Annotated in this window: 22 protein-coding genes; 15 read left to right on the forward strand and 7 right to left on the reverse strand. The window is 60.4% G+C overall.

The window, feature by feature from the left end; all coding sequences use genetic code 11:
- Nucleotides 1-86: 86 nt before the first annotated feature.
- From CYJ22_RS10345 to CYJ22_RS09220, 3 genes are all read right to left on the reverse strand, one after another.
- Entirely contained in the window at nt 87-566 is a 480-nt protein-coding gene (locus CYJ22_RS10345) for a DUF6318 family protein (protein ID WP_243390490.1), read from the reverse strand.
- A gap of 14 nt (nt 567-580) precedes the next feature.
- Nucleotides 581-1,147, reverse strand: a complete 567-nt coding sequence (locus tag CYJ22_RS09215; protein WP_101602392.1) for a hypothetical protein — start codon at nt 1,145-1,147, stop codon at nt 581-583.
- 385 nt (nt 1,148-1,532) lie between these two features.
- The gene (locus CYJ22_RS09220; RefSeq protein WP_101602393.1) at nt 1,533-2,387 is read right to left on the reverse strand and encodes a DUF6318 family protein; all 855 of its coding nucleotides are present in this window, start codon (nt 2,385-2,387) and stop codon (nt 1,533-1,535) included.
- A 470-nt stretch (nt 2,388-2,857) separates the two neighbouring features.
- Between CYJ22_RS09220 and CYJ22_RS09225 the strand changes: the two genes are divergently transcribed.
- Nucleotides 2,858-3,550 carry a hypothetical protein gene (locus CYJ22_RS09225; protein WP_101602394.1) on the forward strand — a complete coding sequence of 231 codons (693 nt, stop codon included), beginning with the start codon at nt 2,858-2,860 and terminating at the stop codon, nt 3,548-3,550.
- Nucleotides 3,551-3,794: 244 nt separating this feature from the next.
- On the opposite strand, the gene CYJ22_RS10200 is transcribed toward CYJ22_RS09225, so the two are convergent.
- Entirely contained in the window at nt 3,795-4,004 is a 210-nt protein-coding gene (locus CYJ22_RS10200; protein WP_165782142.1) for a hypothetical protein, read from the reverse strand.
- Between CYJ22_RS10200 and hsdR the strand changes: the two genes are divergently transcribed.
- The 5 genes from hsdR to CYJ22_RS09250 all read left to right on the forward strand — a co-directional run bounded on the left by hsdR (nt 3,991) and on the right by CYJ22_RS09250 (nt 10,984).
- Nucleotides 3,991-6,393 carry an EcoAI/FtnUII family type I restriction enzme subunit R gene (gene hsdR / locus CYJ22_RS09230; RefSeq protein WP_101602395.1) on the forward strand — a complete coding sequence of 801 codons (2,403 nt, stop codon included), beginning with the start codon at nt 3,991-3,993 and terminating at the stop codon, nt 6,391-6,393. The two genes, CYJ22_RS10200 and hsdR, sit on opposite strands and share 14 nt — an antisense overlap.
- Nucleotides 6,394-6,409: 16 nt before the next feature.
- Entirely contained in the window at nt 6,410-7,882 is a 1,473-nt protein-coding gene (locus CYJ22_RS09235) for an HsdM family class I SAM-dependent methyltransferase (RefSeq protein WP_101602396.1), read from the forward strand.
- The gene (locus CYJ22_RS09240; protein WP_101602397.1) at nt 7,879-9,381 is read left to right on the forward strand and encodes a restriction endonuclease subunit S; all 1,503 of its coding nucleotides are present in this window, start codon (nt 7,879-7,881) and stop codon (nt 9,379-9,381) included. Before CYJ22_RS09235 ends, CYJ22_RS09240 begins: the two co-directional genes overlap by 4 nt.
- Nucleotides 9,382-9,555: 174 nt before the next feature.
- Nucleotides 9,556-10,449, forward strand: a complete 894-nt coding sequence (locus CYJ22_RS09245; RefSeq protein ID WP_101602398.1) for an SMODS domain-containing nucleotidyltransferase — start codon at nt 9,556-9,558, stop codon at nt 10,447-10,449.
- A complete protein-coding gene (locus CYJ22_RS09250) occupies nt 10,427-10,984 on the forward strand; it encodes an SLATT domain-containing protein (RefSeq protein WP_101602399.1) in 558 nt (185 codons plus the stop codon). The genes CYJ22_RS09245 and CYJ22_RS09250 overlap by 23 nt, the downstream gene beginning before the upstream one ends.
- 358 nt (nt 10,985-11,342) lie before the next feature.
- Here the strand turns inward: CYJ22_RS09250 and CYJ22_RS10460 are convergent, their stop codons facing one another.
- Nucleotides 11,343-11,498, reverse strand: a complete 156-nt coding sequence (locus CYJ22_RS10460; RefSeq protein WP_101602400.1) for an IS3 family transposase — start codon at nt 11,496-11,498, stop codon at nt 11,343-11,345.
- Between the two features lie 27 nt (nt 11,499-11,525).
- Nucleotides 11,526-12,275, reverse strand: a complete 750-nt coding sequence (locus tag CYJ22_RS09260) for a DeoR/GlpR family DNA-binding transcription regulator (protein WP_082160663.1) — start codon at nt 12,273-12,275, stop codon at nt 11,526-11,528.
- A gap of 394 nt (nt 12,276-12,669) precedes the next feature.
- On the opposite strand from CYJ22_RS09260, the gene CYJ22_RS09265 reads away from it, so the two are divergent.
- From CYJ22_RS09265 to CYJ22_RS09290, 6 genes are all read left to right on the forward strand, one after another.
- Nucleotides 12,670-13,716 carry a substrate-binding domain-containing protein gene (locus tag CYJ22_RS09265; RefSeq protein WP_101602401.1) on the forward strand — a complete coding sequence of 349 codons (1,047 nt, stop codon included), beginning with the start codon at nt 12,670-12,672 and terminating at the stop codon, nt 13,714-13,716.
- Between the two features lie 91 nt (nt 13,717-13,807).
- Nucleotides 13,808-15,352, forward strand: a complete 1,545-nt coding sequence (locus CYJ22_RS09270; RefSeq protein ID WP_101602402.1) for a sugar ABC transporter ATP-binding protein — start codon at nt 13,808-13,810, stop codon at nt 15,350-15,352.
- Entirely contained in the window at nt 15,349-16,419 is a 1,071-nt protein-coding gene (locus CYJ22_RS09275; protein WP_101602403.1) for an ABC transporter permease, read from the forward strand. The genes CYJ22_RS09270 and CYJ22_RS09275 overlap by 4 nt, the downstream gene beginning before the upstream one ends.
- A gap of 5 nt (nt 16,420-16,424) precedes the next feature.
- Nucleotides 16,425-17,513: an ABC transporter permease gene (locus CYJ22_RS09280; RefSeq protein ID WP_243390491.1), complete on the forward strand. Its 1,089-nt coding sequence runs from the start codon at nt 16,425-16,427 to the stop codon at nt 17,511-17,513.
- A 2-nt stretch (nt 17,514-17,515) separates the two neighbouring features.
- The gene (locus CYJ22_RS09285) at nt 17,516-18,517 is read left to right on the forward strand and encodes a dihydroxyacetone kinase subunit DhaK (protein WP_243390492.1); all 1,002 of its coding nucleotides are present in this window, start codon (nt 17,516-17,518) and stop codon (nt 18,515-18,517) included.
- Entirely contained in the window at nt 18,514-19,212 is a 699-nt protein-coding gene (locus CYJ22_RS09290) for a DAK2 domain-containing protein (RefSeq protein ID WP_070836311.1), read from the forward strand. The genes CYJ22_RS09285 and CYJ22_RS09290 overlap by 4 nt, the downstream gene beginning before the upstream one ends.
- 131 nt (nt 19,213-19,343) lie before the next feature.
- Here CYJ22_RS09290 and CYJ22_RS09295 read toward each other — a convergent pair whose 3' ends face one another.
- Complete coding sequence (locus CYJ22_RS09295) at nt 19,344-20,453, reverse strand: LacI family DNA-binding transcriptional regulator (protein WP_243390493.1); 1,110 nt, start codon at nt 20,451-20,453, stop codon at nt 19,344-19,346.
- Between the two features lie 179 nt (nt 20,454-20,632).
- Here CYJ22_RS09295 and CYJ22_RS09300 point away from each other — a divergent pair, with 179 nt between their 5' ends.
- Genes CYJ22_RS09300 through CYJ22_RS09310 form a run of 3 tightly spaced genes read left to right on the forward strand, consistent with a single transcriptional unit; the run spans nt 20,633 to nt 24,278 of the window.
- Nucleotides 20,633-22,147, forward strand: a complete 1,515-nt coding sequence (locus CYJ22_RS09300) for a sugar ABC transporter ATP-binding protein (RefSeq protein ID WP_101602407.1) — start codon at nt 20,633-20,635, stop codon at nt 22,145-22,147.
- Nucleotides 22,144-23,226 carry an ABC transporter permease gene (locus CYJ22_RS09305; protein WP_243390494.1) on the forward strand — a complete coding sequence of 361 codons (1,083 nt, stop codon included), beginning with the start codon at nt 22,144-22,146 and terminating at the stop codon, nt 23,224-23,226. Before CYJ22_RS09300 ends, CYJ22_RS09305 begins: the two co-directional genes overlap by 4 nt.
- On the forward strand, nt 23,226-24,278 hold the full coding sequence (locus CYJ22_RS09310; protein ID WP_101602409.1) for an ABC transporter permease: 1,053 nt from the start codon (nt 23,226-23,228) through the stop codon (nt 24,276-24,278). Before CYJ22_RS09305 ends, CYJ22_RS09310 begins: the two co-directional genes overlap by 1 nt.
- Nucleotides 24,279-24,289 lie beyond the last annotated feature (11 nt).

Consider the following 24,289-nt stretch of genomic DNA (forward strand, 5'->3'; position numbering starts at 1 on the left):
CCGCACTCGGATTCCGAAACCTCAACCACTACATCACCCGAGCACTCCTCGAAACCGGAGGATTCAGACCCCAACTACACCCTCAATTATGAAGAGCCCCATATCTCTTTCGTCATGAGGTACTTGATCGTAATTGGTCGCGTGACACTTCGATCTGTATGTAGTGCCTGGACGTCGTTATTTACTCTGGCACAGTAATCGTCGTTCTGGCATACCTTCATGAAGTCTTCTGTGTCTCCGGTATTGAACGCATATGCCCATAGGTCGATGTACCACTGTGATGTCGCTTGGGCACCAATTTGTCCGCCTGCGTAGAGGTGTGTCGGGGGAGTGGGCTTCGGGACGTCAACGGGAGTCGGTTCTGCGGATTGAGGGGTGTCTCCCGATTGGGAGCCAGATTGCGCGATGCTGTCAGACTGGGGTGACTGTGCCGCTGACTGCAGTTCGGTGTTTGCATGGGCTCGAGCGTTGAATGCGTGGAACCCCAGGAACGATGCGCCGATGATGACAACAGCAGCAATAACGGCGCCGACCCACTGGCCGATGCTGGAGGGTTTGGTGGTCATGGTGCATCACTCGCTTAGTGCCCTTGGCTTTCTTCCCAGGTGTCGGTGTTGCTGATGAGGAGGTGGGAGAGGCGGAATGGGCCCGTTGTTTCTTTTGTTGTGACGAGGCCGTTGATGGTTTGTGTCTCTCCGGTGAAGGGGTTGGTCGCCGTGCCTGCCCAGGTGGTGGTCAGTGTGATGGTGCGCGTGGCGTTGGGGTAGGGTCCGTCGAACCTGGATCTCCATCCGTTTGGTGGCGTGTAGTAGTGGCGGATGAGGGTGGGGTCGGTGTTGGGCTTCATGCCTTTGTGCCAGGGCATTCCCGGCGAGGTCGTGGTTAGGTCCGGGGTGTCGTCTCCCCAACTCCACGTGTAGGACGTGGCCGTCAGGGTGATGGTGATGTCATGGCCCAGCAGGTTGATGACGTGGGTTTGCGTGGGGTGGGTGGCCGCCACGAGCGTGGGAATGTGCTTGTTCGTGTACGACACGTCGGCGGGCCGCTTGTACAGGCCAGCGCCGTCTGGGTGGATGATGGTGGATGCGGCCAGCAGAATCTCGCGAGTCGTGGGCACAGCGTCGGAGTCACGAGTAAACCCTGCCATGGCGAGTTCGGGTGGGAGAGTACAGTCTTCATCAGACACTCGTGCGTCGTTGGGTGCGGATCCGATCGAAACTGACGCGCACTTTGCCCAATCCCAGTAGCGCTTTGCTTGATCAGGGATAGACGATTCGGCAGTATGCAGCGCCCGTTGATCGCCAACAGTTGAGTTGTTGTCGCCTTGCTGAGAAGAATCTTGCTCGTGACCCCTGTGCCAATTTTCGACATCTATGCCGTTAGGCCCAGCGGTTGCACACTGTCCTTGATGTTCTCCGATAATATTTGCGCACCCACCTTCTGCGGGAACAATGTAGTTGACCGCATGTGCAACTGATGCTTGTGTGCTACAAATCGTTATGCTGATAGCAAGTGCTCGAAAAAAGCGTCCCCTATTGTTTGTTAACACGATCAACACTTCCCCCGGTTATGACCCAACGATCACCCTTCCATGTGACGAAGAGTGCAAGGCTTGAGTCATATTCAGTTTCATTAGAAAGAATCTTCTGGCCGATACACGTGACACCATCTGTCGATCGAATATGGAATAACACGCCGATAGTGTCATTCTGAGCTCCCCATTGCTCGGGAGATACGGGTTCAACAGTGACAATCTCCGTAATTGTTGCGTTATTCCCATATGCCCAGCCGTTTGAATACACGTGTTTAATTGCAGTTATGTATGAGCCACTGAAGTTATCTCCGGGCTCGGACATGTCAGCAAGTGGCTGTGTGTCACCCGTGTTCCATGCGTAGTTCTCGAGAGCTAGGAAGTGCTCGGCTGCCAGTTCTGCGCCTCGTTCTGTGTTTTCTTTGGCTTCTTCCGGTAGTTCGGGCTTGGTGTAGGTGTCCGCTGCGAACTCGGCGGGGCGCACGAGGATACCATCGGGTCCGATCTGGTAGCCGCCTGACATGGCGGGCTCACTCGACACTGTTGGGGTGGGGGCGGGTGCGGTCGTTGGGCCTGTGGCTGCGACGGTGGGTGTCTCACCCCAGGCGCGCCACCAGCCCTCGGCGACGCCGTTGACGTAGATGGCGAAGAAACCGCCGATCACCAGCCCCACGACTGCGATGCGGATCCCCCAGTCAACAGCACCGACGCGCATCCAGGAACCAACGCGGGTACCCGCGCCCCGGGAGTGTGTGCGGCTGGCGGGCAGCTCATGGTCGAGTGAGCGGCGCGACGCCGAATCGAGGAAGGCTTCTTCCTCGGCAACAGATCCATCGGACAGGGGTGAGTTCTCCATGGTGTGCCCTCCACGGTGAGATGCGTGTTGGTCCGCCCCCGCCGTTGGGGGCGGACCCTTAGCTGTCAGAGTACGCGCAGAACCGACACGAAACACTAAGAATGCTGCGCAACCATCACGCAAATCCTCCCACCCACATCCCCGCAACCGCACGAATGTGCAGACCTGGCCCCGGCCTCGTCGTGACCTGTGGGTATGGGCGTGTTCCCAGATTGTCACCGGTCGGCGATACCGAGTTTTCGGCCTTGCAAGTGGACACAGATGCCGGCCCCGTGCGATATGGTTATCGAGAAACGAAGCGGTGTCGCTCGGCGAGGCATGAGGAACAACGAGGCATGGGGAACCCGGTCGCGTGGCTGCCCAATCGTGCAGTCAACCTCTCGTATCCGATTCCACGCGTATAGGAACCGCTGAAACGACGAGAGCTCTTGAGGAAGAGAAGCCATCCGTGGAAACACAAGGAGAAAAGTATGGAAGCCATCGATGAGTTGATTAGTGCTGCGCAGACTTTCTACGACGATGCGCGCGCGAATGAGAATGGGCGCTCCCGCTCGTGGGAGCATTGCTATCGCGTCTTTCGAGATGCGCGGACCGACCCTTCCCCGGACTATGACTATTTGAGCCTGCACCTCGCTTTCTACCTGGCGAGCTGGGGAATGTACAGGGGCTCGTGCTTCATCTTTCAGAAGGACTACAAGGTGCACACGCCCATCGTCAAGGAGATCCTCAAGCCCGAATACGACCGCCTGTTTGGGCTCGCGTGCGCGGATCTGCGAAACAGTGACGCTGGGGTGCAGGTCACGGAGCTGTGCGACTACATCGCCGACTATTTCTATCCGATCCGTGAACAGGTCGCAGGGCATAAGGTCGAGACCCCGGTGTCACAGGTCCTCATCACGAAAATCCTCCTGGGAACGCTCGGGTGCGTGCCCGCGTACGACAGATTCCTTGTCGACGGCATCAAGAAATACAAGGTGACGACGCAGGAATACAGCCTGGACTCCGTCATCAGGCTCGTCGACTTCTACGAGGAGCACAACGACCGCCTCGAGGAAGCGCGGCGAGGAATGCAGAGCGACGACCTCATCTATCCGCAGATGAAACTCCTCGATATGGGGTTTTGGCAGATCGGTTACGACGAGGCGACCAAGGAGTCTGCGTAGCCGCGTGGGAACTCCTGCTCACTGTGTGCAGACAGACCTTCGGTCGCGAATATGGGACACCGTACTGCCGTTGTACGAGACCGACCGCCGAATATCCCGACATATGACAGTGGCGGTGAGGTTCTCAGGCCTCACCACCACTAGTTAGTCACTGACGTGTGGGCTTCGCTCCCTCCAATCGGCGATGGAACAAGAAGTTAAACGATCAAGAGGCAGAGGAGTAATGATAAGAACCTGCTACGATTTACTGTGAAAGAAGCTCGTCAACGAAGGCTGACTGAAGCGCGATCTTCAGGTCAAGGCAGACATCAGTACCGGCACCGTCGCCAAGCTCGATGGAAACGAGAATGTCACTACCACCGTGCTCGTTAAAATCGCTGAAGCGTCGGTCCGAGAACTGATCAATATCGCGGAGATTGTCGAAGACATGGAGGAGAGCAATGCCAAAGCTCACTGAAGAGGATGTCAAGCTCAGGTTCATTACACCTGCGATCATAGAGACGGCTGGTTGGCGTAAAGAGCAACTTCGTATGGAGCGTGTCATCGCTCCTGGCCAGGTCATCGTTCAAGGTACCAAGACCAAACGGGGCGAGATCAGCAAAGCGGATTACGTGCTGCTTGGTTCGAAGTCGCGTAAGCCGCTTGCGGTTGTTGAAGCCAAGGACATGGAGCACACTGTTCGTGCAGGTCTGCAGCAGGCACTAGGTTATGCCGCGAAGCTTGACGCCCCGTTCGCCTACTCGTCAAACGGCAAGGGCTTCATCGAGCACGACTTCTTCACCGGCGTTGAGCGAGAGATCGGCTTGGATGAGTTCCCTACCGAGGATGAGTTGTGGCAACGCTATCTGGTTGGCAAAGGACTTGACGCTCAGGGTGCGGCACTGATTGCTGAGCCATATCATGTTGACCCGTTCAAACCGCAAGAAGCTCGCTATTACCAGCAGGTAGCGGTAGACCGCACGCTGGAAGCAATCGCACACGGCGACCGCCGTCTACTCCTGGTGATGGCCACCGGCACCGGCAAGACATTCACGGCCTTTCAGATTATTTGGCGGCTCCTCAAAGCTGGAACAGTGAAACGGGTACTGTACCTTGCCGACCGCAACGTGCTGATCGATCAGACCATCACCGGCGACTTCGAGCCACTCTCTGGCCGCATCACCAAGGTCAAAGGCAAGCACTTGGATTCCTCTTACGAGGTTTACATGAGCCTGTATCAACAGCTTGCTGGTGAGGAGGGTGAAGAACCGTTCCGGCAGTTCAAACCAGAGTTCTTTGACCTCGTCATCATTGACGAGTGTCACCGTGGATCAGCACGTGAAGAATCGCTGTGGCGACGTGTCCTCGACTATTTCTCTAGCGCCATCCACATTGGTATGACGGCAACACCGAAAGAAACCAAGGAAGTGTCGAACATCGACTACTTTGGTGAGCCTGTCTACACCTACAGTTTGAAACAGGGAATCGAGGATGGCTTCCTCGCTCCGTATAAGGTGATCCGTGTTGGCTTGGACGTCGACTTGGAGAACTGGCGACCGTTCGAGGGGCAAGTCGACGTTGATGGCAACGAAGTTGAGGATCGCGAGTACAATGTCAAGGATTACGACCGTAACCTCATCATTGATGAGCGCACCCAGATGGTCGCCAAGTACGTGACGTCCTGGCTGGAGAAGTACGGCACTGATTCGAAGACCATCGTCTTCTGCGTCGATATTGAGCATGCTGAACGAATGCGCCAAGCCCTAGCGAACGAGAACCTTGAACGGGTCATCGAGGACTACCGGTACGTCATGAAGATTACCGGAGATGATAAAGAAGGCAAGGGTCAGCTCGATAACTTCGCTGACGTCAACGAGCAGTACCCGACACTGGTGACCACATCGAAACTGCTCACCACAGGCGTCAACGTCAAAACGATCAAGCTCATCGTCTTGGAGTCCAACATTGGGTCGATGACGGAGTTCAAACAGATCGTCGGACGCGGCACCCGGCTCGATCCTGAGCATGGCAAAGAGTTCTTCACGATCATGGACTTCCGTGGATCGACCCGACTCTTCGCCGACCCGGATTTCGACGGTAACCCAGCAGGCAGCATAGACATGCCTTTGCCCGAGCCTGGAGATGACGGCGAGATCCCCGAACCCGAATGGCCAGAAGACGACGAAACCGTGGAAGACCCCGGGTCTGAAGATGACATCGAGGACTTCGGCCCAGATGATGTGATCATCTGTGATCCGCCTTGGATCGACGACCCAGCCCCTGAAAAGCAAGGCAAGGTGCGAGTTCGCGGTGTCGAAGTCAAACTGCTCAACGAGCGCGTCCAGTACGTCGATCCCGTCACCGGCAAACTCATGACCGAATCGATCCGCGACTTCTCGAAGCGGTCATTGCTGAACACGTACTCCAGCCTCGACTCGTTCCTTACCGCTTGGTCGCAGGCCGAGCGAAAGGACGAACTCATCGGCCAGCTCAGCAGCCGTGGCGTCTTCCTTGAGGCGATACGCGAAGAAGCTGACGGTAGGTTCTTCGACGTTGACGATTTCGACCTGATCCTCCACGTTGCCTTCGACAAGCCTCCACTGACCAAACAAGAGCGTATCGATCACGTCAAGAAGCGCGGTTACCTCCACAAATACTCAGACACGTGCCGCGAAGTGTTGGAAGCGCTCTTGGATAAGTACGCAGATATCGGTATATCTGAAATCGAAACAACCAGAATCCTCAGCGTTGACCCGTTCACCCAGTACGGGTCACCGCAAAAGATTGCCCGCCTCTTCGGAGGACGCGACGCCTACCTCCAGGCCATTCGTGAACTCGAAGATGCCCTCTACGAAGCTGCATAAGGAGCACAAGTAGCCAATGAGCTTGAACTCGTTTATCTCAACCTCCCGCAAGATCATGCGCGGAGACGCCGGGGTTGACGGCGACGCCCAACGCATCGCCCAACTCACCTGGCTGTTGTTCCTCAAGGTATACGACGCGAAAGAAGCCGACTGGGAGTTCCACAACCCCGCCTACGAGTCGATCATCCCCGAACAGCTCCGCTGGCGATCTTGGGCACCCGACCGAAAAGACGGACGCTCCAAGACCGGTGAGGAACTGCTGACGTTCCTCAACACTGAACTCTTCCCAGTCCTCAAATCGCTGCCGATCACCGCATCGACGCCGCTCAGTCAATCCGTGGTTCGGGCAGTGTTCGAGGATTCGAACCAGTACATGAAGGACGGCATCCTTATCCGTCAACTCGTTAACCTGATCGACGAGATTGACTTCGAGGACTATACAGACCGGCATGCTTTCGGCGAGATCTACGAGACCTTGCTGAAAGAACTCCAAAGCGCGGGCAGCTCAGGTGAGTACTACACGCCGCGCTCGGTCACCGACTTCATGATCGAAATGATCAACCCCAGGCTCGGAGAGACCGTCGCGGACTTCGCAGCCGGAACAGCCGGGTTCCTCACCTCAACGCTCAAACACCTCGACGAACAGGTCGAAAGCGTCGAAGACCGCGAGGCATATCGCTCCAGCGTTTACGGCATTGAGAAGAAGCCAATGCCGTACCTACTTGGCGTGACCAACCTACTGTTACACGACGTCGACCAGCCCCAGTTCATTCACGGCAACTCACTCGAACGCAACGTGCGCGACTTCAAAGACAGCGAGAAGTTCGACGTCGTCACCATGAACCCGCCCTACGGCGGCACAGAGCAAGAATCGGTCAAAGCGAACTTCCCGCAAGCCTTCCGTTCCTCGGAAACCGCAGACCTATTCATCGCGCTCATTACCTACCGGCTCAAACGACACGGAAGAGCCGGGGTCGTACTGCCCGACGGGTTCCTCTTCGGCAACGACGGTGCAAAACTTGCACTGAAGGAAAGGCTCCTCAAGGAGTTCAACCTCCACACCATCATCCGCCTGCCGGGCTCTGTGTTCTCGCCCTATACCTCAATCGCCACCAACCTCCTGTTCTTCGACAACACAGGTACAACCAAGGAGACCTGGTACTACCGAGTAGATCTCCCCGAAGGCTACAAAGCGTTCTCCAAGACCAGACCAATGCTGAGGGAACACCTGGCCAGCGCCGCTGAGTGGTGGATGGATCGCCGAGAGATCGAAGACGCAGACGGCAACCCCAAGGCCCAACGTTTCACCGTCGAACAACTCACAGCGGGTGGCTACAACCTTGACCTCTGCGGATTCCCGCAAGCAACCTCAGTCGTACTTAGCCCCGAAGAAACCATCGCTGATTATAAGACCAAGCGAGCAGAACTCGACGCGCAAATCGACGCCAAGATCGCCCAAATCGAAGCACTCCTGGCGGTGACCGAATGATCGCCGACCGCCTCCGCGCTGCCATCCTCCAAGCCGCCATCAGCGGCAAACTGACTGACCAACGTCCAGAGGACGGTACTGCCGCAGAACTCCTTGAGCAGATTGCTGCCGAACGCGCTGTACTGGTGAAGGCAGGGAAACTTAAGAAGCGGAAACCGCTTCCACTCGTCACTGAAGACGAGAAACAGTTGAGCCTACCCGCGAATTGGATGTGGTCTCGTCTGGGCGACGTGGCTCTCCCGAACCCAAGAGTGAATGGCAACGACGCCGAGCAAATCGGTTTCCTACCAATGGCGAGCATTGAGGACGGGTATACGGGGCGAATTCACCCGCAAGGACGCAAATGGTCTGAAGTGAAGTCGGGCTTTACTAAGTTCGCCGAAGGTGACATTGTAATGGCCAAGATTACGCCGTGTTTCCAGAACAGAAAATCAGCAATCGTGCGGCGTTTGGGCTCACAGTATGGTGCTGGCACCACGGAGCTTCATGTGCTTCGCCCTGCATCCCTGATGGAAGCTGAATACCTCCTCTTTTTCCTGAAGACTGAGTATGTTCAAGATGAGTTGACACCTCAGATGACAGGCACGGCCGGACAGAAGCGTGTTCCGCTTGGAGCGCTAACTAATCTTCCGATTCCAGTACCTCCACTCGCAGAGCAAGGGAGGATCGTCGCTAAGCTCCACGAAGTTTTGCCACTCATCGATCAACTTGCTGAACTTGAGCGAGAGAGAGAGTATCTAGACCGCGAGTTCGCCAAAGCAATCGAACGCGCGATCCTCCAAGCCGCCATCAGCGGCAAACTCACCAAGCAACTCCCCGAAGACGGCACTGCCGCAGAACTCCTCGAAACCATCAAAACCGAACGCCACCAACTCGAAAAGGAGGGCAAAATCAAAAAGCAGAAACCACTGTCGCCAGTGTACAAAGCAGACGAACCCTTCGAACTGCCAGGGACGTGGGCGTACCCCGCTTTGGGCGAGATTGTCACACTGATTCGTGGGATCACCTTCCCGGCGTCAGCGAAACACAAGGAATCGTTTACTGGGGCTGTCCGGTGTCTGACCACAGGGTCGGTGCAAAGTAGGTATTCAGACAGCGCTGATGTGTTCGTAGACGCCTCGTTCGTTAAGCGCTCCGATCAGTATCTATCTCGCGGCGATGCCATCTTGTCAACAGCAAACTCAACCGCGTTAGTAGGAAAATCGATCTACTGGGATGAGGCTCATGAGCGCACATTCGGCGGGTTCTTAACTGTTGCTCGTGCGATGGATAGCCGACCCGCTGCCACTCGATATCTTCATACAGTCCTACGAACACTGTTTCTTGGCGGTGCATTCGCCGAGAAGTCGACTCAAACGACAAACATTGCAAACCTCAGTAATAAGATCCTCTATGGGGTTCGGATCCCTCTACCGCCTGCGGCTGAGCAAGAACGCATTGTTGCGAAGCTTGACCGAGTACAGCCCCTGGTGCGAAGCATAGAGGAGCTGGTGTCGTGATCACTAAAGTTCACATCCGGGGCTTTCGTTGTTTTAAGGAGCTTGTCCTCACACCAGCTGAGATGACTCGAAGTTCGGGTTTCGAAGATCAGACTGCACTGCCTGAAGCGGTATGGGTGGGCGTTGCGCAGATACTCTGCTCACCAGCGACTACTGCCAGGAGGCGAGAAGGCGATGGGTGACGAAAACCGATTGTTTCGACAATTCGAAGCGAATCTCCGCATGACTCCGGCGACAGTCAGCGCGGTGCGCAATCGATACCATGCGATCACGCGGCGCATCAATGTGGACTTCTGGGGAACGTCCTCAGACACAGATCACTCCTGGTACGCCGGGTCATATGGTCGCGGTACAGCGATCTCGACGAGTGATATCGATATTCTCGTGGAGCTACCGCCCGGTGAATACAACGACGCTTGGGCGCGATCCCTGTTTGGTGGGAACGGGCCATCCGAGCTACTCCAAAAGGTAAAACGAAGTCTCAGTGCGACCTATCCCCAAACCAAGCTGCGTGGGGACGGACAAGTCGTCGTCGCCGAGTTCACAGATGGAGTTCGATTCGAGATAGTCCCCGTGTTTCGGGCAGAAACGCCCGGCACGTACCGTTACCCAGACACGCATGACGGCGGCTCTTGGCCAACAATGAACCCGCGCCGTGAGCTGGAAGTGTTCAATGGCCTGAGCAAGGATCACCCAGGTGGCCTGAAGAAGTTCTGCCGGATGCTTAGGGCGTGGAACAAACAGGGGCAGTACTTCAGCGGGCAGGCACTGGACGCAATGGCGTTCGAATACTGGGAACAGAGCCAGTGGGCTGACAACCTGCCATACCTATATTTCGACTGGCACACCAGAGACTTCTTCGAATACTGGAAGAACGAGTTTGCCCGTGGTGGCGTTGTTGTAGCTCCGGGTACACGTCGACAAATTGACACATCTGCTCCACCTCATATGGTGGATCTTCTAGCGCTTTACGCGGAAAATGCCAAGACTGCGATTGATGCGACGGACACATGCCAAGCAACAGAGTTTTGGAGGCTGATCTTCGATGACCGATTCCCGAAGTCCTGAACGCGACAGACTGTATTCCCAGCTCGAGAACGAGTATGGGAATGTGGTCTACACTCACGCCGCGCAGGAAGAACAGCGTACGAGGCTTGCGCGCTCGGAGCGGAGAATCAAGACTTTCCAAATCATTTTTTCTGCGGCTTCAACTGCTGGCATCGTTGGTATCTTTGTGACGCAGCAGCAATGGGCGACGGTAGCTACGGGACTACTCACTTTCGCGCTCCTTGCGCTTAACTCGTATAGTTTTCGGTTCGAACTGGGAACGCAAATAGCGAACCATCAGAAGGCTGCCGATCAACTTTGGTATCTCCAGCGGCAGTACTTGGCTTGTTTGACTGACTTTAACTTGATGAGTGATGAGGAAGTCCGCAAGGAAAGAGACAGGCTTGTAGAACAAACCAAATCGATCTATACATCCATTCCCAGGACAGATAACAAGAGCTTTAACATTGCGCGTGATCGACTTCAGAAGGAAGGACTGAAGGAGTTCAGTCGAGACGAACTAAACCTGTTACTGCCCGAAGGTCTGAGACAGTGACCTCGCGGAACCATTTGGCGCGACGAATACCTTTTGGTGGAATGCACGTTGGCACTGGCTTCGTTGGTGCAGGCGATACCTTGGCGACGGACTGCTCAACGCTGAAGCATCGGAGGGGCGGCACATTCTCTTGGCGGTCAACAACTCCCACGAGCGCTTTTGCCCCGAAACCGCGCGATTCTCGCCGTATCTCCAGGAATCGGCCAACTGCCGTTGATACGCCCCCTTGTATTCAATCCGCTCGCTTGTGCGAGCCCTTCACGGGGACGGGCACGTTCGTGGCGCGCCTGCTGCAGCTCGGCGTCATCCCGCGTGAGGCCCTGGAACTGGGCCTGTGGGCAAGTTATTGACGGTTTGTTTATGCGGTTGTTGTCCAGGCCGCTTGGTGTAGTTCGTATTCGATGGGGGATCTGCCGCCCAGGCTGGTGTGGATGCGACGGTGGTTGTCGAAGTCTTCGATCCAGGTGTCGACCCCGGTGTAGACCTGGTCGCGGGCGTTGGAATCCGCCTCCATACCGGGTAGTGCCCCGCTCGTTGTGGCTTACCCCTGCGCGACCTCAGCCCGGATGAGGGGGATCGGGTATGCCGCCGCCGAGATGGGGGAGAGGAACGAGTCCGTAATACCGGCCGTGAACGCGTCGATGCCGAGGACCTTGTACAGGGCGTTGCGGCCGAACTTCGTCGAATCCGCGACGAAGTAGGCGGTCGACGCGATCGAGCGGACCTTCTGCTGCAGCTCGATCGAGTAGCCGGTTGACGCGTAAATGCCGTCCTCCATCACCGAATTCGCGCCGAAAACGGCCGTGTTCACGCGGATGTGCTCCAGCTGATCGATGGCCGTCGGCCCCCACATGTGGGTCCGGTTCGGCAGCAGCTCGCCGCCCACGAACACCAGGTTCAGGGAAGGCTTCTTCAGAATCTCGAGGCCCACCAGCAGATCGTGCGTCACCACGGTCACGCGGCGCGCGTCGAGAGCCCGAGCCACCTCGAGGCACGTCGACCCCGAATCGATGAACACGGACTGGCCGTCCAGGATACGCTCTGCCATGGCCGGGCCGATCGCCCGCTTCTCCGCGCGGTTCGGGGAATCCTGCAGGAACTCCTCGGTGTCCTCGTCCTGGGGGATCGGGATCGCGCCACCGTGGGTGCGGCGCACGAGGCCGGCCTCGGCCAGGTGCTCCAGGTCCCTGCGGATGGTTGACACGTTCACGTCGAGAGCCTCTGCCAAGGAGGACACGGTCTCGAAGCCGGTTGCCTCAATCATGGAGACAATGGTGTCTTGCCGGGTCACGATGGTTCCTTCTGCTGGCTATGGTCTACGCGGGGTGCGGCTAGGGGAAAAATGATGCTCGCAATGGTGCATCGTGATCGCCGCCCGCTTGACACTGTACCGAACTTTCGGCGCGAATGTGCGCGATACCGCGCAACGAGGGCATTTGCCTAAATCACCAGTCCACAGGGGCGTTTTTCGCTCAGCATTTGCGTATAACCGTGCGTTGAGCTGCGCGCCCATGAGCAGTTATCGGTGAATCAAGCCGTCAGAAATGCGCGAAAGCGAGTTGCCACTGCGCGAAATCGCGTGTAATGTAAGTGATTGCGACGCGGGTCACGCCATGATGCGTGCGTCATCGCAGGAGATGGCGAACCCGGAACGTCCGACAACTAGATCACGAGGAAGTGACGACATGAAGATCGGAAGACTGACGGCGGCATCGGTGTCCATTGCATCGATGCTTGCTCTGACTGCCTGCTCGACCGTCGGAGGGACGACAGGCGACAACTCCGCATCAAACACCGGCTCGGCCGCGGGCGATTCCAGCAAGACGATGGTCACCGTCGTCAAGGTCAAGGGCATCGCATGGTTTGATCGCATGGACGTGGGCGTCAAGGAATGGGGCGCCGAGAACGGATACGACACGCGAACGGAGGGTGGAACTGACGTCGCGCCGGAAAAGCAGATCCAGATCATCCAGGACCTGATCGCGCAGAAGCCGGTCGCCATCACCGTCGTTCCCAACTCGCCCGAGGCACTGTCCTCCGTCCTCGAACAGGCGCGCGCTCAGGGCATCAAGGTGGTCTCTCACGAGGCGACCGGCATCAAGAACGTTGACGTGGACATCGAGGCATTCGACAACGCCTCCTACGGTGTCGACATCATGAAGAACCTCGGGGAGTGCACGGGCGGCACCGGCAAGTACGTGCAGTTCGTCGGTGGTCTGACTGCCAAGACCCACATGGAATGGGTCGAGGCCGCCTACGACTACCAGATGAAGAACTTCCCCGGCATGGAGCGCGTCGAGACGCCCATCGAGTCGACCGACAACGAGACCGCAGCCTACGAAAAGGCCAAGGAAGTCCTCGGCAAGTACCCCGATATCAAGGCCTTCCAGGGTTCCGCCGGTAACGACGTGCCCGGCATCGCCCGCGCGATCGAAGAGGCCGGCCTGTCCGATCAGGTCTGCGTCATGGGCACTTCCATCCCCTCGGCATCCGCGAAGTACCTGGCCACCGGATCCATCGACAAGATCTTCTTCTGGGATCCTGCCCTCGCCGGCAAGGCCCAGCTGCAGATCGCGAAGATCCTCGCTGACGGCGGCACCATCACCGAAGGCACGGACCTTGGCATCGAGGGTTACAACAACCTCCACAAGCTCGACGGCTACGACAACGTCTGGGTCGGCAACGCCCAGATCGCCGCAGACGCCGAGCAAGCGAAGAAATACGACTTCTGATCACGCAGCCCCGGCCTCGTGACACATCGGCACGAGGCCGGGGCGGGCGTCCCACGACAGCGCAGTCGACAAGACACTCGAAGGAGAGCACATGCGCAGCAATGTGGATGAAGCACCGCGCCCCCACGGAGAAGGCGTCAGCGTGCAGGAGAACCCCTTTCTAGAGGTTCGGGATATCGTCAAGAACTTCGGCGGTGTTCGCGCCCTCGATGGCGTCAACATGGCCGTCTGGCCGGGAGAAGTGCTGTGCCTGGCCGGCGAGAATGGCTGCGGAAAGTCCACTCTCATCAAAGTCATCTCCGGAGTGCACGCGCCCGACGCGGGACGCATCCTCATCGACGGCCACACCGTCTCCTCGCTGACGCCGCTCAGCGCCATGGACGCCGGCATCCAGGTCATCTACCAGGACTTCAGTCTGTTCTCGAACCTGACGGTCGCCGAGAACATCATGATGACCTCCTCGGTCACGGAGAAGAAGAAGTTCTTCAGCTCCACGAGCGCGAAACAGCAGGCCGCGCAGATCGTCGAGCGCCTAGGCGTCCCGCTCCCGCTCGACGCCGACGTCGAACAGCTCTCCGTCGCGGACAAGCAGCTCACCGCCATCTGCCGCGCCCTGGCCGGCAACGCGAAGCTCCTCATCATGGACGAGCCGACGACCGCCCTCACCCAGCGTGAGGTCGCGCGTCTGTTCATCGTCGTCGAAAAGCTGAGCGCGCAGGGCGTCGCCCTCATCTTCGTATCGCACAAGCTCGACGAGGTCATGGCGATTTCGCAGCGCGTCACCATCATGCGCTCGGGACGCAACGTCATCGATTCGCCGGTCGAGGACCTCGACCGCGAGAAGATCACGCACTACATGACCGGCAAGGAACTTGACCAGAGCCGACGCGTCCCGCCCCTCGCGGAGGACGCCGAGGAGCGCCTGCGCGTCGAATCCCTCACCTCCCAGGGAGGCTTCGAGGACGTCAGCTTCTCCGTGAAGAAGGGTGAAATCCTCGGCATCACCGGGCTCCTCGGATCCGGCCGTACCGAAATCGCCCAGGCCCTCTTCGGCCTCCTGCCCATCGACTCCGGACGCGTCCACATCGACGGCGAACACGTCGAGGTGGGCTCCATCGGACAGGCCATCAAGGCCCACATCGGATACGTCCCCGAAGACCGACTCACCGAGGGCCTCTTCCTCGACAAGTCGATCGCCGACAACGTCATCGCCGCGTCCATCGACCACCACACCTCGAAACTCAACACGCTGCGCAAAGACAAGATCCGCCAAACCATCGCCCACTACTTCGAGTCGCTGCGCATCAAAGCCCCCGACGTCCTCGCCCCCGTGCGATCCCTGTCCGGCGGCAACGCCCAGCGCGTCGTCCTCGCGAAGTGGCTCGCGCGCAACCCCAAGGTCCTCATCCTCAACGGCCCAACGGTCGGTGTGGACGTCGGCTCCAAAGCCGAGATCCTCGACATCCTGCGCGAACAAGCGGAAGCCGGCATGGCCATCGTCATCATCTCCGACGACGCGCCGGAACTCGTCTCCTGCTGCCATCGAGTGCTCATCACTAAGGGTGGCCACATCGCCGCCGAACTGGCCGGCGAGGACGTCGATGCTCGAACGATTAGAAAGATGGTCGTGTCATGAGCATGAATACCGTCGCACGGCGCGTCCTGCGCTGGATCTGGGGACCCAACCGTGAAGGAATCGTCCTGTCCGTCCTGGTCCTCCTGACCATCATCATGTCCGCGATCAGCCCCGCGTTCTTCACGGTCTCGACTCTCTTCTCCCTCCTGCGTTCCTCCATCGTCCCGATGATCTACGCGCTGGGCGTCCTCCTCGTCATCATCTCCGGCGGCATCGACGTGTCCTTCGCGGCCATCGCCTCGTTCGCCTCCTACGCCACGATCGTGTTCCAGCTGAGCCGAGGAATCAACATCGGCCTCGTCGGATCCTTCGCCATGGCGCTGGCCATCGGAGCGCTCCTCGGCCTGCTCAACGGCTACCTGATCTCCAGGTTCAAGCTCCCGACCCTCATCGTCACGCTCGGCACCCAGGGAATCTTCCAAGGCTTCCTCCTGGCGTACATCGGCTCGAAGTACATCGCCCAGCTGCCCGAGGGCATGGCGTCGGCCTCGACCGCGAACCTCGTCTCCGTCGAAACATCGACGGGCGTCGCGCTGCTGCACTCCATGATCATCCCGGCCATCATCCTCGCGATCGTCATCGCGCTGGTGCTCAGTCGGACCATGTTCGGGCGCGCAATCTACGCGATCGGCGGCGACACCGAATCCGCCCACCGAGCCGGCATCAACGTCAAACGCACCCAAATCTGGGTGTACGTCATCGCCGGAACCCTCGCCGCAACCGCCGGCATGGTCTACATGATCCTCGGCAGGTCCGCCAACCCCCAGGAACTCGTCGGCCACGAACTCGACATCATCGCCGCCGTCGTCCTCGGAGGCGCTTCGATCTTCGGCGGACGCGGGTCCGTGCGCGGAACGATTCTCGGTGTGCTGCTCGTACAGCTCATCAACAATTCGCTGATCCTCATCGGCGTCCCCAGCGCCTGGCAGCGCGCCGCCGTCGGCCTGCTCCTCGTCGCCGGTGTCGGCATCCAAGCGCTCGCCGCAAAGCGCAGCACACGAACGCTGCGCGCCAAGAGCGCCCAGGTCGACCACAGCACCGCCGTCCCCCAAGCCGTCGAAGGATGAGTCCCATGAACAACACACTCCGCGACACAAACTCCCGGATTGACCGATTCAGCGCCTCGATCCTCTCCCGGCTGCGCCGCGACCGGTCGATCGCCCGCATGGTCGTCATCCTCCTCGTGGCCATCGGAATCTTCTCGATCCTCTCCCCGAGCGTGTTCCTGACGGGCCTCAACCTGCAGAACATGCTGCTCGCCGTCGCAGAAATCGGCATCCTCTCCATCGCCATGATGATCTCGATGGTCACCGGCGGCATCGACCTGTCGCTCGTCGCCATCGCGAACCTCTGCGCGATCACCGTGTCGACCCTGTACACCTCGAGCGCGCTGGGCGGAACCGAACAATGGGGCCCCGTCATCATCCTCATCGGGCTGGGCGTCGGACTCCTGTGCGGCCTCGTCAACGGCGTCCTCATCGCCTACGTCGGCGTCACCCCGATCCTCGCCACGCTCGGCACCATGCAGATCTTCAACGGCCTCGCCGTCGTGTGGACGGGCGGCAAAACCCTCTACGGATCACCCGAGGTACTGACGGCGTTCGGTAAGACCGCAGTCGCAGGAGTTCCCCTCCTCTTCATCGTCTTCGGCCTCGTCGCCCTCCTCGTTGGATTCATCCTCAACCGCTCCCCGCTGGGACTGTCCCTCTCCCTCGAAGGATCCAACGGGACGGCCGCCCGATTCTCCGGAATTCGTTCCTCCCGAATCCTCCTGAGCTCCTACCTGCTCACCGGATTCCTCGGCTCCCTCACGGGCATCGTGTTCATCGCACGAAACCCCACGGCCTCGGCGGACTACGGCGCCTCCTACGTGCTGCTCGTCATCGTCATCGCCGTCCTCGGCGGGACCAACCCGAACGGCGGTTTCGCCACCGTCGGCGGCGTATTCCTCGCGGCCCTCACCCTCCAGGTCGTCCAAAGCGGCTTCACCTCCATGCGCCTGTCCGCCTTCCAGTACGCGATCGCCCAGGGCGTCATCCTCATCGGCGTCCTCGTCCTCGACTGCGTCGACTGGAAAGACGTTCGCACACGCCTGACGTCAACGTTCAGGCGCCCACAACCAGCAGCCGCCCTCAATAGCGGCGCAACAGAAAGGAAATGATCATGAAGAAGATCATTAACAACCCCGACCAGTTCGTCGATGAGATGGTTGAGGGCATTCTCCTGGCGCACCCCGATCAGGTCCGCACCCCCGGAGACGACAGGCGTGTCCTCGTCCGCGCTGACAGCCCCGCACCCGGCCGGGTCGGCATCGTCACCGGTGGCGGCTCCGGTCACCTCCCCCTCTTCAAGGGCTACGTCGGCAAGGGGCTGTGCTCCGGCGTCGCCATCGGTAACGTGTTCTCCTCCCCGTCGGTCCAGCAGTGCGCTGACGCCGCCAAGGCCGTCGACGGCGGAGCTGGTGTGCTCTTCCTCTACGGCAACTACGGCGGCGATGTCTTCAACTTCGACCTGGCCGTCGACCTCCTCGAACTCGATGGTATCGAGACGCGCACCGTCCTCGGCTGCGACGACGTGGCCTCCCAGCCCAAGGAACGTGCGAAGGACCGCCGCGGCGTCGCCGGCATCTTCTTCGCCTACAAGGCCGCGGGCGCTGCCGCCGAGCGCGGCGACAGCCTCGACGAGGTAGCCGCCGTCGCCCAGAAGGTCGTCGACAACACGGCCACCATGGGTGTCGGCCTGTCCCCCACGATCCTCCCGACCACGGGCGCCGCATCCTTCGACCTGCCCGAAGGGGAAATGGAAATCGGCATCGGCATCCACGGCGAACCCGGTATTCACCGCGGCCCCCTCGGAACCGCCGACGAAATCGCGGACCAGATCCTCGACTCCGTTATCCCCGACCTCGGCCTGGGCGAAGGTGACCGTGTCGCCGTCCTCGTCAACGGCCTCGGCGCCACGCCCCTCGAAGAGCTCTACCTGCTCTACCGCCGCACCCACCAGAGGCTCGAGCAACTCGGCGTCGTCATCGAACGCCGCTACATCGGCGAATACGCGACGTCCCTCGAAATGGCCGGCGCATCGATCTCGCTGCTCAAGGTCGACGACGAGCTCCTCGAGCTCCTCGACGCCCCCGCCCAGTCCCCGTTCTTCAGGGAGGCATGACAATGCGTTCACCCGAACTCATACAGCGCATTCAGGATTCGATGACGCTGCTCATCGAGTCCTCGGACGAACTGCGTGACCTCGACCAGGTCCTCGGCGACGGCGACCTCGGCATCACGATCTCCGCGGGTGCCCGCGCTGTCATCGAGGCGCTCAAGGCCATGCCGACGGAGCCCGAACCCGCCCCCTCCGACGTGGCGCGTGCCTGCGCGAAGGCATTCGCGAACGCCAACCCGTCGACGATGGCGGCACTGGTTGCCGGTGGCCTCCTCGCCGGGTCCAAGGTGTGGGTCGGCTGCGAGGACGTCACGGCCGTCGAGGCCGAGGCCTTCATCCGCGCGGCTGCCAGCTCCATCTCTCACCGCGGCAAGAGCCAGGTGGGCGACAAGACCATCCTCGACGCGATGGTCCCCGCCGTCGATTCTCTCGCCCGGAGCATCGAGGCCAACCCCGAGGTTGCTTCGGACAGCGCGCTCGCGGCGGCAGCCCTCGATAGCGCCATCGCGGACGCCGCCGAGGCCGTGGTCGCCACCCGCGACCTCCAGTCGCAGCGCGGACGCGCATCCTGGCTGCAGGACCGCTCGATCGGCCTCCAGGACCCCGGCGCCACCGCCTTCCTGCGGGCCCTCGAGGCCTGGCGCGACGCCTCCACCGGCGAGCGCGGCCCCCGCGCGGCGGTCGTCGAAAATCTCTGAGGCTGCGGCTTAGTCAGTGTGGGGGTGGGGTTTCCGGTTGGGAACCCCACCCCCACACTGTTTGCTCGTGCGTCGACGAGTGCGGTCTTGGTGAGTGGAACGCCTTAGCGTTGTCGGGCTCTTCTGTCCCGCTACTCCCGCGGCTTTGCCGTCGATTCGCGGATCGTGAGGACGGGGCTGAAGGTCTGGTGCCGCACGGGCGCGTCGGAGCCGGACAACAGGAGTTCCGCGGCTGCCGCTCCGAGTTCATCCATGGGTTGGCGGATTGTCGTGAGCGGAACGGGCATCTGCGCTGCCAGGGGAATGTCGTCGAAGCCGATGACGGACACGTCGTCGGGAATGGAAATTCCTGCGACGCGCAGCGCGGACATGACGCCCACGGCCAGCAGATCGTTCGCGCAGAAGACGGCGGTGGGGTTCGCTTCGTCGGAGGCGGTGCGGGCCTCGGCGATGGCGTCTTCGGTGGCTGCATACCCTGCCTGGGCGGTGTACGCCTGCGCGTTGTAGACGGTCAACTGCACGCTGTCAGAACCCGTTAGGCGCTGCCAGTGCTCGATCGCGTCTCGCACGCCCGCGAGACGCTGCACGGATTGGCGCATGTCGGCGGGGCCGTTGAGGAAACAGATGCGCTCATGTCCGAGTGCCAGAAGGTGTTCGATCGCTAGCGCGGCACCCGCGCGGTCGTCGATCGACACGGACGGCAGGCCCTCGGGCGCCTCAGCCGCGTCGAAGAGGACGACAGGCGTTCCTTCCTCGACCAAACGCGTGGCGGCCTCATGCGTAGAGTCTGCGGGGGTCAGAAGAACGCCGCGCACCGCCTGACGCCCCAGCGCCTCGAGCAGGTCGCGCTCCTCCTGCACGGAGGCGTGCGTGGAAGACAGCGTCATGATGTAGCCCTCGCGCGATAGCACGCGCTCCATGGCAGCAGCAGCCTCCATGAAGAACGGGTTCGTCAGGTCGAAGACCGCCACGCCCACGAGCGGAGAGGTCCCCCGTCGCAGGGCCTGCGCGGTCGGATTGGGCTTGTAGCCGAGCTGCGCGATCGCCGCCTCGACGCGCTCACGCACGTCGGGACGCACGCTGTCGCGTCGGTTAATGACGTTAGACACGGAGCCGACGCTCACGCCCGCAAGAGCGGCGACGTCTTTGACGCCGGGGGCTTTGCGGGGCATTGAGGGGGACGAGGCAGTGGTTGTGTCCTGGGGACTCGTGCCCTCTGGGGTATGGCGGGGCGGCGTCATGGTAGCTCTTTCGGGAACTCGAGTGATGAAACGTTCATATTGTGGCATCTCCGAGTAGGTTTCCGCTCCAATTTTCCTGGCAAGTTCAGGGCTTCCCTATAGAGTTGACATGCATATTGTCGTGTGGCACACTTTCTATCTATCTGAATCGTTTCATCCCTCGACGAAGAGGTGACCACATGACACGAGAAGCTGAAAGGCCAGTTGTCTCGCTCCAGCATGCGGTGAAGAAGTTCGGCTCCTTCACCGCGATGTCCGATGGGTGCATCGAGCTGTATCCGCACCGTATTCACGCCCTTGCCGGCGAAAACGGTGCGGGTAAGTCGACGCTCGTGAAGGTGCTCGCCGGGATTCACCAGCCAAACTCCGGAGAGTTTTTGGTTGATGGCCAGCCGGTGCGCTTCAAGACCCCTGCGGAATCGAAGGCCGCCGGAATCTCGGTGATCTACCAGGAGCCCACGCTGTTCCCCGACCTCACAGTCGCCGAGAACATCTACGTGGGCCGGCAGCCCAGGGGACGCCTCGGCCTCATCGATCACGCGGCTATGAAGCGCGACGCCCAAGAGCTCTTTGACCGCCTCGAGGTGCCGATCGACCCCTCGCAGTTGGCTGACGGACTATCGATCGCGGACCAGCAGATCATCGAAATCGCAAAGGCGATCTCGCTGGACGCGAAGGTCCTCATCATGGATGAGCCAACGGCCGCTCTGTCGGGGCACGAGGTTGAGCGTCTCTTCTCCGTTGCGCGTTCGCTGCGCGACAAGGGCGCCTCCCTCATGTTCATCTCGCACAGGATGGAGGAAATCTTTGATCTGTGCGACGACGTGACGATCATGCGCGACGGCGCCTACGTGTCGACGCGCGACCTGGAGGGGACCACGAAGGCCCAGCTCGTGAGAGACATGGTTGGCCGCGACGTCGATCAACTCTTCCCCAAGCTGGACGCACAGATCGGCGATCCTGTGCTGACGGTCGAAGGTCTCACCCGATATGGCGCCTTCGAGGACGTGAGCTTCGAGGTCCGCAGCGGTGAAATCCTTGGCCTCGCGGGCCTCGTCGGTGCAGGTCGATCCGAGGTCGTGCGCACGATCATGGGCATCGACAAGGCGGACGGTGGCACAGTGACCGCCTTCGGCAAGCCCCTGAAGCTGGGCGATACCGTGGGTGCAATCCGCGCCGGCCTCGCCTTCGTGCCCGAAGACAGGCGCAAGCAAGGCCTCGTTATGGACCTGTCCGTCGCCCGCAACACGGCCCTCACGCTGCGCAGTAAACTCGCTCGCTGCGGACTCATCAACTCGCGGACCGAGCGAGCGGTCGCGCAGGAATGGTCCACCAACCTCGAAGTGAAGACGGCCAGTCAGGACACCCCCGTGTCCGCGCTCTCGGGCGGAAACCAACAGAAGGTTGTCTTGGCGAAATGGCTTGCCACCGATCCCAAGATCCTCATCGTTGATGAGCCGACCCGCGGCATCGATGTGGGAACTAAGTCCGAGGTGCACCGCCTTATCTCCACCCTCGCCACCCGGGGAGTTGCCGTCATCATGATCTCCTCGGAACTGCCCGAGGTGCTCGGCATGGCAGACCGCGTCCTCGTCATGTGCGAAGGCCGCATCACCGGTGAATTCACCCGAGAAGAAGCCACAGCTGACGCCATTATGACGGCGGCTACCGACCACGAAAAGGCCGCATCATGACCGCAACATTGACACCTCCCTCCCGCATCCACGGCTCCGCGCCGGTGAGCCGGGAGCCAGCCACGCCCTCGTCCGCGACCACGATGCACACCCAGTCGAAGCTGCGCTCCCTCCTGTCGATGCGAGAGCTCCCGGTGATCGCGGCCCTCATTGCCCTGGTCCTGTTGACGTGGGTAATGAACCCGCGCTTTCTGTCCGCCCAGGGAGTGCGTGACCTCTTCCTCAACGCGACGATCGCCATGCTGATGGCTGCCGGGCAGTCCCTCATCATCCAATCCGAAGGTGTCGACCTCTCCGTCGGCTCCATCCTCGGGTGCACGGCCTTCGCCACGGGCTTCCTCTTCGCGACCAACCCGGGACTGCCCATTGTCGTCGTCTTCATCGCAGGCATTGTCCTGGGTGCGCTGTTCGGAGCGCTCAACGGAGCGCTCGTCACACAGGCGAAAGTCCCCGCGATGGTCATCACCCTGGGCACTCTCTACGTCTTCCGAGGAGGACTGAACTGGTGGGCCGGCTCCACCCAGTACTTCGCCGGTGACCGCCCCCAAGCCTTCGGTGACCTGGGTGTCGCGACGATCGGTGGCTTCCCGCTGCTCACCCTTCTGGCGGTCATCGTTATCGTGATCGTCTCGCTCTACCAGCGCTACGCTCGATCCGGACGCGACCTCTACGCGATTGGCTCCGACCGTACAGCCGCAGCCGTCTACGGCATCCCCGTCGCCAAGCGCGTTTTTATGGCCTTCGTTGTCAACGGCGCGCTCGTTGGACTCGGCGGCGTCGTCTACGCCTCCCGCTTTAACTCCGTCGGCGCAACGACGGGCGCAGGCATGGAACTTGACATCGTCGCCGCGTGCGTCGTCGGCGGCGTTGCGATGACCGGGGGCGTCGGAACCGCCTACGGAGCCGCCATCGGCGCGCTCCTCCTGACCACCATGACGTCCGCGCTTACAGCCGTCGGCGTCGACAAATTCTGGCAAAAGGCCGTCGTTGGTGCGCTCATCCTCATCGCGATCGTCGTCGACCGAGTCAGCTCAATGCGCCGCCACGAGGCGCTGCGCAAGAAGGGAGCGGATCACTGATGAGCACCCCAACTCAGACCTCGTCACGTGACCTCATGGCCTCGATTCGACGCGTGTTCTCCTCGCGAGACTCGCACATGACCCTCATCCTCATCCTCGCCATCGCAGTCGCGGCCATCCTCATCCCGAGGTTCAGCCAGCCACGCACGCTCACGTTCCTCACCCTGGACGTGACGGCGACACTCCTCATGGCACTGCCCATGACCCTCGTTATGATCAACGCCGACATCGACCTGTCCGTTGCCTCCACCGCCGGCCTTGTCAGCGCATCCTTCGGAGTTCTCGTCCAGTCGGGCGTCGGATTCTGGGTGAGCATCGCGATCTGCCTCCTCATCGGACTGGCGTGTGGCCTCGTCAATGCATTCATGACCGCCTACGTGGGACTGCCGGCGCTCGCGGTCACGATCGGCACACTCGCGCTGTATCGAGGCCTCGCCCTCGTCGTCATCGGCGACCAGTCGATCTCCGACTTCCCAAAGTGGGCAACCGCCGCAGTCACCGGATCGTTCGGTTCCACGGGCATCCCCTACATGGCGATCCCCGTCATCCTGTTCGTCATTCTCTTCTGGCTCCTGCTGCACAAGACCCCGTACGGTCGAGGCCTCTTCGCGCTGGGGTACTACAAGCAGGCCGCCGAATTCGTCGGCATTGACACGAAGCGTTCTCGGGTCATTGCCCTGACGTTGTCGGGGCTCATGGCAGCGCTGGCAGGCATCTACTGGACGCTGCGCTACTCCGCGGCGAAGGCCGACAACGTCGAGGGCCTCGAGCTCGTCGTGATCGCCGCAGTTGTCTTCGGTGGGGTCAGCGTCTTCGGTGGCCGAGGCTCGATCTGGGGCAGCGTATGCGGCGTCCTGACGATCGGTGTTCTCAACTACGCGCTGCGCCTCAACCGAATTCCCGAAGTCATCCTGGTTCTGGTCACGGGCTTGCTCTTGATCGGTTCCGTCGTCGCGCCATCGCTGGTGGATGCCGTCCGCCAGCGTCTGGCTCATCGAGCTGATGCGCGTACCCCTCGCGTCAGCGTCGCACCGGGCGCGGCGAGCGCCTAACAATCCCACAA

It is taken from the genome of Schaalia odontolytica (assembly GCF_002847525.1).
GTDB classification, from domain to species: domain Bacteria; phylum Actinomycetota; class Actinomycetes; order Actinomycetales; family Actinomycetaceae; genus Pauljensenia; species Pauljensenia odontolytica_B.

Bases quoted from the DNA above. Each gene is read 5' to 3' on its own strand.
- CYJ22_RS10345 (WP_243390490.1), bottom strand. From the start codon at position 566: ATGACCACCAAACCCTCCAGCATCGGCCAGTGGGTCGGCGCCGTTATT.
- CYJ22_RS09215 (WP_101602392.1), bottom strand. From the start codon at position 1,147: ATGGCAGGGTTTACTCGTGACTCCGACGCTGTGCCCACGACTCGCGAG.
- CYJ22_RS09220 (WP_101602393.1), bottom strand. From the start codon at position 2,387: ATGGAGAACTCACCCCTGTCCGATGGATCTGTTGCCGAGGAAGAAGCC.
- CYJ22_RS09225 (WP_101602394.1), top strand. From the start codon at position 2,858: ATGGAAGCCATCGATGAGTTGATTAGTGCTGCGCAGACTTTCTACGAC.
- hsdR (WP_101602395.1), top strand. From the start codon at position 3,991: ATGCCAAAGCTCACTGAAGAGGATGTCAAGCTCAGGTTCATTACACCT.
- CYJ22_RS09235 (WP_101602396.1), top strand. From the start codon at position 6,410: ATGAGCTTGAACTCGTTTATCTCAACCTCCCGCAAGATCATGCGCGGA.
- CYJ22_RS09240 (WP_101602397.1), top strand. From the start codon at position 7,879: ATGATCGCCGACCGCCTCCGCGCTGCCATCCTCCAAGCCGCCATCAGC.
- CYJ22_RS09245 (WP_101602398.1), top strand. From the start codon at position 9,556: ATGGGTGACGAAAACCGATTGTTTCGACAATTCGAAGCGAATCTCCGC.
- CYJ22_RS09250 (WP_101602399.1), top strand. From the start codon at position 10,427: ATGACCGATTCCCGAAGTCCTGAACGCGACAGACTGTATTCCCAGCTC.
- CYJ22_RS10460 (WP_101602400.1), bottom strand. From the start codon at position 11,498: ATGGAGGCGGATTCCAACGCCCGCGACCAGGTCTACACCGGGGTCGAC.
- CYJ22_RS09265 (WP_101602401.1), top strand. From the start codon at position 12,670: ATGAAGATCGGAAGACTGACGGCGGCATCGGTGTCCATTGCATCGATG.
- CYJ22_RS09270 (WP_101602402.1), top strand. From the start codon at position 13,808: ATGCGCAGCAATGTGGATGAAGCACCGCGCCCCCACGGAGAAGGCGTC.
- CYJ22_RS09275 (WP_101602403.1), top strand. From the start codon at position 15,349: ATGAGCATGAATACCGTCGCACGGCGCGTCCTGCGCTGGATCTGGGGA.
- CYJ22_RS09280 (WP_243390491.1), top strand. From the start codon at position 16,425: ATGAACAACACACTCCGCGACACAAACTCCCGGATTGACCGATTCAGC.
- CYJ22_RS09285 (WP_243390492.1), top strand. From the start codon at position 17,516: ATGAAGAAGATCATTAACAACCCCGACCAGTTCGTCGATGAGATGGTT.
- CYJ22_RS09290 (WP_070836311.1), top strand. From the start codon at position 18,514: ATGACAATGCGTTCACCCGAACTCATACAGCGCATTCAGGATTCGATG.
- CYJ22_RS09295 (WP_243390493.1), bottom strand. From the start codon at position 20,453: ATGACGCCGCCCCGCCATACCCCAGAGGGCACGAGTCCCCAGGACACA.
- CYJ22_RS09300 (WP_101602407.1), top strand. From the start codon at position 20,633: ATGACACGAGAAGCTGAAAGGCCAGTTGTCTCGCTCCAGCATGCGGTG.
- CYJ22_RS09305 (WP_243390494.1), top strand. From the start codon at position 22,144: ATGACCGCAACATTGACACCTCCCTCCCGCATCCACGGCTCCGCGCCG.
- CYJ22_RS09310 (WP_101602409.1), top strand. From the start codon at position 23,226: ATGAGCACCCCAACTCAGACCTCGTCACGTGACCTCATGGCCTCGATT.